This window comes from Vibrio sp. 10N.286.46.A8 (genome assembly GCF_041470165.1).
Lineage (GTDB): Bacteria > Pseudomonadota > Gammaproteobacteria > Enterobacterales > Vibrionaceae > Vibrio > Vibrio tasmaniensis_A.
This window is the reverse complement of sequence record NZ_JBFRLX010000137.1, coordinates 1-8,705: the sequence shown is the minus strand read 5'-3', so window position 1 is coordinate 8,705 and position 8,705 is coordinate 1. Positions and strand designations below refer to the sequence as shown.

Here is an 8,705-nt window from a genome sequence, read left to right as displayed (position 1 = left end):
GTTCGCATCTGGTGTGATAGTAAAGCTACCGTCATCGTTTGCAGTGACGGTCGCATCACCACCAACGGTTAGGTTAGCCGCTGTTAAGTCATCGCCGTCAACATCGCTCGCTTGAGCAAGTAATTGCTCTTGGCTCAAGGTAATTGAACCATCTTCGTCCACACTGTACGCCAAGTCGCCCGATACCGGAGCATCGTTCACAGGCAGAACATCAATGTTTGCAGTGGTAGTTGCGGTTACGCCGTCTTCATCAGTAACGACAACATCCAGGCTGACATCACCGTCGAAGTTCGCATTCGGTGCGAAGCTAAATGTGCCATCACCATTGTCAGTAAAGATACCGTCTGAACCGGTGTAGTTAACGCTATCAATCGCCACTTCACCTTCGATATCAAAAGCATTCGCCAACAGTTGCTCTGAACTTATGGTGATAACTTCGTCTTCGTTCACTGAGTAGCTGGTTGAACCCGCAATTGGTGGATCATTCACCTCAAGAACAGTAATACCCGCGGTTGTCGCTTCAGTTGCACCCTCTTCATCGGTAACGACAACATCTAGGCTAACTTCACCATTGAAGTTTTCGTTTGGTGAGAAGGTGTAAGTACCGTCACCGTTGTCTTCAAAGACACCATCAGCGCCAGTGTAAGTCACGCTATCAACCGCCACATCACCTTCAATATCCGAAGAGTTAGCTAGAAGCTGCTCATCGCTGATGGTAATTGAGTTGTCTTCATGAACGGTGTAAGACGTGCTGCCTGCAACAGGCGGATCGTTCTCTGGTGTCACGCTGACATCAATGTTGGCTTGAACCGTATCCGTGCCATCTGACACATCAAAACTGAAGTTCACATCACCATTGAAGTTCTCGTTTGGCGCAAAGCTGTAGCTTCCGTCGCCATTGTCAGTAAGAACACCGTCGGCACCTGTGTAAGTCACACCTTCAACCGATAGGTCATCCCCATCGATATCGGTAGCACCCGTTAGCAGGTCTTCATCTGTGAAGTTCAAGACACCGTCTTCGCCAATGCTGAACGTTTGATCTTGTGGTTGTGGAAGGTCATTAACTGGATTAACGGTGAGGTCAGCCGTCGCAACCAGCGTGTCTGTACCGTCGCTAATGTCGAACGTTAGGTCAATGTCGCCATTGAAGTTCGCATCTGGCGTAATGGTAAAGCTACCATCATCGTTAGCAACAACTGTCACGTCTCCATCAACCACTAAGTTAGAAGCAGTAAGGTCGTCTCCGTCTACATCGCTAGCTTGAGAAAGAAGTTGCTCTTGGCTCAAGGTAATCGAACCGTCTTCCTCTACGCTGTATGCCAAGTCTCCTGATACTGGAACATCATTGATTGGTAAGACATCAACCGTAATATGAGTATCAACTTGAGCGCCATCTTCATCTTGAATGGTCACATCCAACTGGACTTGGCCGTTGAAGTTTTCATTCGGTGCAAAGCTACATGTGCCGTCACCATTGATTGAGAATATTCCGTCAGGGCCGTCGTAGTTGATCTCAACAAGTTGTACGTCACCTTCAATATCAGAGGCGTTCAGCAGAACTTGAGACTCATTAAAGGTCAGTACCGAGTCTTCATCGATAGTATAAGACGTTGGGCCAGCAACTGGCGGATCGTTCACTTCTAGAACCGTAATGCCCGCAGTCGTCGATACGGCTGCATCGTCCTCATCCACAACAACCACATCTAGGCTAACTTCGCCATTAAAGTTTTCGTTTGGAGAGAAGGTGTATGTGCCGTTACCGTTGATTTCAAGCACACCATCACTACCACTGTAAGTCACGCTATCAATCGCCACTTCCCCTTCAATATCTGAAGAGTTCGCTAGCAATTGTTCGTTACTGATCGTGATGGAGTTGTCTTCATGAACCGTGTAAGACGTGCTACCCGCGACAGGTGGATCATTCTCTGGCGTCACGCTGACATCAATGTTAGCGGTTACCGTATCGGTACCATCTGATACATTGAACGAGAAGTTCACATCGCCATTGAAGTTTTCGTTTGGCGCGAAGCTGTATGTGCCATCGCCATTGTCGGTTAGGACACCATCTGCGCCAGTGTAAGTTACACCTTCAACACTTAGGTCGTCCCCTTCAATGTCCGTTGCACCTGTTAATAGGTCTTGGTCATTGAAGGTTAACACGCCATCTTCGCCGACTGTGAATGCCTGGTCTTGTGCTTCTGGACCATCGTTCACTGGTGAAACCGTTAACTCTAGATTGGTAGAGACAACATCATCACCATCAGACACATCAAACGTAAAGCTAACATCGCCATTGAAGTCAGCATCTGGCATTAATGTGTACGTACCATCACCGTTATCGGTAATCGTAACGCTCTCATCATCGGTTGCTAAATTCAGAGCCGTCAACTGGTCGCCATCGAGATCTCGAGCATTAGCTAACAAGTCTTCTTGCGTAATGGTGATAGAACCATCTTCTTCTACTGTTGCTGCAACAGGCAGCGCTTCAGGTGCGTGCTCAATGTGCGCGCCTGTCGCATTAATGTAGATGGTTTGAGAGACCGTTTCAGAATCATCATTCGATAGCTCTGTTGCGGTTGCAGTTACATGAACTTCAAGCTGTTCGTTGAAGTCTTCTGGTAACTGGATTTGTAGTGAATTTTCGATAGCCGTTGTCGGTAAGTTCACCGTACCATCAGGGCCAACGGTCACTTCACCGCTGTAGATTTGGCTGTTCACTTCACCCACATCGATTGTGAAGTTGAAATCTGTGTAGTCAGCATCACCGCCGCCATACAAATCTTCAAAGCCGTAAACCAGCTCGCCGTCTTCATTAACCGTCGTGCGAGTATGTTCGATACCATCTTGGTTTAGCTGAGAGCTTGAACCACCATGGAAGATCGCGTCACCATTCTGGCCTTGAACCACGGTCTCAGTGCCATCTGCCGCAACAAAGACAAGTTGAGGATCAACCGTATCCATGTTCGCAGGCGAACCATCCTCAGCACGGAACTCGTACTGACCGTCTTGCATCGCATCAAAGTCGTTGTGCTGATGTCCGTTTGGAATTAAGAACAGGTTAAAGCTCTCACCTTCCTCGACTTGGAAGCTGAACTGATCTTGCCCAGGGACAAGGTCACCGCCGCCACCCACTTGTGATGCATTCTCGTAGACAACTTCAACACCTGTAATGTTGCCGTCTTCATCGACTTTGTAGTAACCCGCTGCGTTTTGGTATCCCGCGGTTTCACCTTCAAACGTTACTGTGATTTCAGTATCGTTGTAACTGGTGATGCCGTTTTCTTGGTCATTCAGAACGCCTTCATTATCGTATTGAATAACCGAACCTTCAGGAACACCATCCACAGTTACCGTCAGTGTCTCTGATAGATCTTGGTCTACTAACGCGGCCGCAATATTAAGCTCAACAATGCCGCCTGGCTCAACCAGAATTGCTTCATCATCAACGTTAACGCCGTCGCCATCGGTTATCACAAGATCCGGCGCATCCGCGACCGCTTCAATATGAACGCTAAGGTCTTGTTCTACCTCGTCAGTGCCGTCGGTAACCGTAAAGCTGAACTGTAGGTCACCACTAAAGTGCTCTTCAGGAACGAAGCTGAACGTGCCGTCACCATTGTCGGTGACTGTGCCTTCATCGCCAGAGTAATTGATGCTAGTAACACTGAGGTCATCGCCATCAATATCAATCGCACCACTCAACAGATCTTCTTGAGTGAACAGGATGCTGCCATCCTCTTCAATGTGATACATGCCTGGAGCAACAATTGGAATGTCATTCACCGGATTAACGGTCAATGTCATATCATTAGACGTGCTCAGCTCACCGTCGCTCACCTCATAAGTGAATGCAATATCACCGTTGAAGTTTTCAGAAGGTGTCACTGTGTACGTGCCATCACCGTTGTCGACAATGCTTGCGTTCGGATCATTGGTTTCAAGCGAAGAAGCAAATAGCTCATCGCCATCTTGGTCGCTCGCGTTCTCCAGTAGCATTTCTTGTGTAACGAGGATTGAACCATCTTCGTCGACATCTGCCACCATTGGCGTCGCTTCTGGTGCATCGTTGACGAACTCAACCTTTAGGTCGATGTTTGCGGCAACCACATCAGTGCCATCGCTCACATCAAACGCTAAGTCAACGTTACCGAAGAAGCCCTGCTCTGGTGTTAATGTATATGTTCCATCTCCGTTGTCTGTGACTTCTACCGTGTCGCTCGCGCTCGTCACATTCACAACTGACAGTTCGTCACCTTCAACGTCTGTCGCTTGTGCTAGTAGTTCAGCTTCTGTAATGGTGATCGCTTGACCGTCTTCCGTAGTGAAAGACATGTCTGGAACGTCTGGTGCATCATTGATAGGGTTTACGGTTAGGTTAAGGTCAGCTGCAACAGTTTCGATCGCGTCAGTGACATCGTAAGTAAATTCAATCTCACCAAAGAAATCAGCACTTGGTGTAATCGTGAAGCTACCGTCTGGGTTTTCTACAACAACCGCATTTGGATCGTTGGTCGCAAAGTTAACCGCTTCAAGGTTATCGCCATCGACATCCGTTGCATTCGCTAACAGATCCTCTTGAGTGATAGTGATTGAACCATCTTCATCAACAGCGGCTTCAATTGGGCCGCTCACTTCAGGGCCTTCGTTGACAATTTCAACGTCTACTCTTGCAGTACTTGGTGCACTGGCTTGGCCGTCACTGATATCGAAAGTCAGATTCACTTCACCGTAGAAGTCTTCTGCAGGTTCGAAGGTAAAGGTATTATCACCGTTATCCGTTAACGTACCTTGCGTTTGGTCTGCAAGTAATAGGTTTTCGACATGAAGAATGTCGCCATCAACATCGGTAGCACCAGACAATAGGTCTTTCGCTTCGATAATCATGGAACCATTTTCAAGCATTTGGGTGTGCAATGGTTCGCCCGGAACTGGCACATCATTAACAGGTACAACGGTCAGATCTAGATGGGTTGCAACTTCATCGGTACCATCGAATACCTTGTAATCAATGTCGATTTCACCATTGAAGTTTTCATTCGGCATGAAGGTAAATGTACCATCACCATTGTCGACTAAATCACCGTCATCACCACCGTAAGTGATGTCAGAAATAGACAGCGCATCACCCTCTACATCTGTGGTGTTCGCCAGTAAATCATCAGCACTGAACGTAATACCTTGGTCTTCGTCTGTCGATAAAACCATTGGACCAGAAACGATTGGCGCATCATTCACCGACTCAAAGTTGATGTTAATGATGTTGTCATCAGTCAGTTCACCATCAGAAACTTGGTAACCTAGCTCAATTTCACCGTAGAAGTTTTCATCTGGTGTCACCGTCCAAGTACCATCACCGTTGTCAGTCAGTGTTGCATGCTCTGAGTTTTCACCCACCAGCTCAAGATTTTGAATATCAAGATCATCGCCATCAATGTCTGATGCTTGTGCCAGTAACTGTTCTTCTGTAACCACAACAGAAGCAAATTGAGCAGAACCTTCAGTATCGATAGTGATATTAGGAAGATCAGCCGTTAGCTCAATTTCGTTGTCACCCGCGTGGATGTTCAACTCAACCGTTTCGGTAATTTCTGAACCGTCTACACCAATCGATGTGAACACGGCTTCATCATGACAAGTTTGTGACACGGTCATATTTTGAACAACATAAGTACCATTTCCTTGAACTGTACCGAGTTCAAAGTAAGACACTGGTTGGTCAACCGTTAACGTGTAGTCTGTCTCGAAAGTACCACGGTCTTCTTTGTGGTAAGTCATCGAGTCAATTAGGTCACCGTCCTCATTGAACGCTTTGATTTCTACTTCCGTAAAGTGACGCGATTCTTCCATGAACCAACCACCTAAACCATCTAGGTGGAAACTGATTTCATTGATGTCTTGACCTTCAACTGAAATAGTCAGTTTTTCATCACCACTCAACCCTTGGCGATCGGTATCACCAAGGCCGTGACCTATGTGGGTGTTACCATTCCAAGCACCAAGCGGATCATCGTTACTTTGAACCGTAACCGTTAAATCACCATCCGAGAACTCACGAGTGTAAGGGTCAACTTCTGTACCCCAATCGTCTACGCTAGCGTTATCGTCGAAGGTACCAATTTGCGTAGTATGTGTGCCTTCAGCAAGAGCCCCCTCACTTGGAACAAAGCGTACTTCTGTATCAGCCGGTACTTCTTGCCCTACTTCCAGCACCACCCACTCATCATTAACATTCGCTTCAATGATGCCGTTTTCTGGCGCTTGGTCTAAACGTAGTGCAGGTTCTTCACGAAGCGTCACACCAACCGTTTGATCTTCTTGCGCTTGGATGAAGATCTCTTCGCCCGCTTCTGGCGCATCATTAACTGGATTAACCGTTAGATCGAGAGTGGTCAGAACTTCATTGTCACCATCATTGATGCTGTATGTGAAGTCCAACTCGCCATTGAAGTTTTCTGTGTGCGTGATGGTGAATGAACCATCGTCATTCGCAACAATCGTCGCGTCAGGATCGTTAGTTTGTAGGTTAGTTGCCGTTAGCTCATCACCCTCAACATCGGTCGCATTCGCAAGTAACTGCTCTTGAGTAATGGTGATTGAATTATCTTCGTCGACTTCAGCCTGAATACCAGATGTTTCAGGGCCGTCATTCACAGCAATAACATCGATGCCAGCGGTTGTAGTTGCGGTTGCACCGTCTTCGTCAACGACAACAACATCCAATGAGATGTCACCGTCGAAGTTTTCATTTGGCGTGAAGGTGTATGTGCCGTTACCGTTATCAACGAACAAGCCGTCGTCACCAGTGTAACTAACACTTGATAGAGCGACATCACCTTCAACATCGGAAGAGTTCGCTAATAGCTGCTCATCACTGATGGTGATTTGGCCATCTTCTTGCACTGTGTAAGAGGTTGAGCCCGCTACTGGCTGATCGTTCTCTGGTGTTACGCTAACATCGATAACCGCAGCCGTTGAACCTGTACCATCAGAGACATCGAATGAGAATTGAACATCACCATTGAAGTTCTCGTTTGGTGCAAAGCTGTAAGTACCGTCACCGTTGTCACTCAGAACGCCATCTGCACCTGTGTAAAGTACATTTTCAATCGACAGCTCATCACCATCAATATCTGACGCGCCTGCAAGTAGATCAGCATCGGTGAAGAGTAACGTACCGTCTTCTTCAATCGTGAACTGTTGATCTTGCGCTTGTGGCAAGTCATTCAACGGGTTCACTGTGATATCAAGACCAACTTGAACCTCACCACCATCGTTGTCGATGATGTCGAAGCTTAGATCTAGGTCGCCGTTGTAATCAGCGTCCGGTGTAATGGTGTAGCTACCATCCTCGTTTTGTTGGATGGTCGCGTTCTCATCGGTCGAAAGGTTAATAGCTTCTAGATTTTCGCTATCAATATCACCAGCTCGCGCCAATAACTGATCTTGGCTTAGTGTGATTGAGCTGTCTTCGTTGATGGTGTAAGCCAAATCGCCCGATACTGGTGGATCGTTAATTGGCAGTACATCGACATTAATCTGTGTCTCTACCGTCGCACCATCTTCATCTTGAATGGTCACACCCAGTTGAACCTGACCATTGAAGTTTTCGTTTGGTGCAAAGCTACATGTACCATCACCATTTACAGTGAAGATACCGTCTTCCCCATCGTAATTGATGCCGACTAGTTCTACATCGCCTTCGACATCCGAAGCATTAACAAGAATCTGAGATTCACTGAACGTCAGTACCGAATCTTCGTCAATGGTGTATGACGTTGGACCTGCGACCGGTGGATCATTCACTTCTAGAACGGTAATACCCGCGGTGGTCTCATCAATCGAACCATCTTCGTCAGCAACAATCACGTCAAGGCTGATATCGCCACTGAAGTTTTCATTAGGAAGGAAGGTGTAACTGCCGTCACCATTGTCTTGGAACACACCATCCGTACCACTGTAGGTCACGCTATCAACCGATACCGCACCTTCAACGTCAGAAGAGTTTGCTAACAATTGCTCATCAGAAATTGTGATGGCGTTGTCTTCATTGACCATGTACGAGGTAGAGCCCGCAACGGGTGGATCGTTCTCAGGTGTCACGCTCACATCAATGTTTGCACTAACCGTTTCTGTGCCATCCGACACATCGAAACTGAAGTTCACATCACCATTGAAGTTTTCGTTTGGTGCAAAGGTATAAGTACCATCACCGTGGTCTGTTAATACACCGTCACCGCCTGTGTAGCTGATGCCTTCTACTGTGAGGTCATCGCCATCAATATCGGTGGCACCGGTAAGTAGATCGGCATCTGTAAATTGCAGCGTACCGTCTTCTTCAATGCTGAATTGTTGATCTTGAGGAACTGGCAGGTCATTGATTGGGTTAACGGTTAAATCGGCAGAGGCTTGAACTGTGTTAGTACCATCTGAAATATCAAAGCTGATATCGATGTCGCCATTGAAGTTCTCATCTGGCGTGATGGTAAAGCTGCCATCGTCGTTTTGAGTAACTGTCGCATCGCCACCAACCGTTAGGCCACTAGCAGTTAGGTCATCGCCTTCGACATCAGATGCTTGAGACAGTAATTGCTCTTGGCTGAAACGAATCGAACCGTCTTCATCGACTGAGTACGCTAGGTCGCCTGATACTGGTGCATCATCGACTGCTGTTACGCTTACATCGATGTTTGCCGCTACCGTATCGG

General features: G+C 47.1%; 1 protein-coding gene. It reads right to left on the bottom strand.

Annotation, left to right across the window (positions count from 1 at the left end; translation table 11 throughout):
• Positions 1-8,705: tandem-95 repeat protein (locus AB4232_RS13935; RefSeq protein ID WP_372087366.1), on the bottom strand; the 8,705-nt coding region annotated here is incomplete at both ends.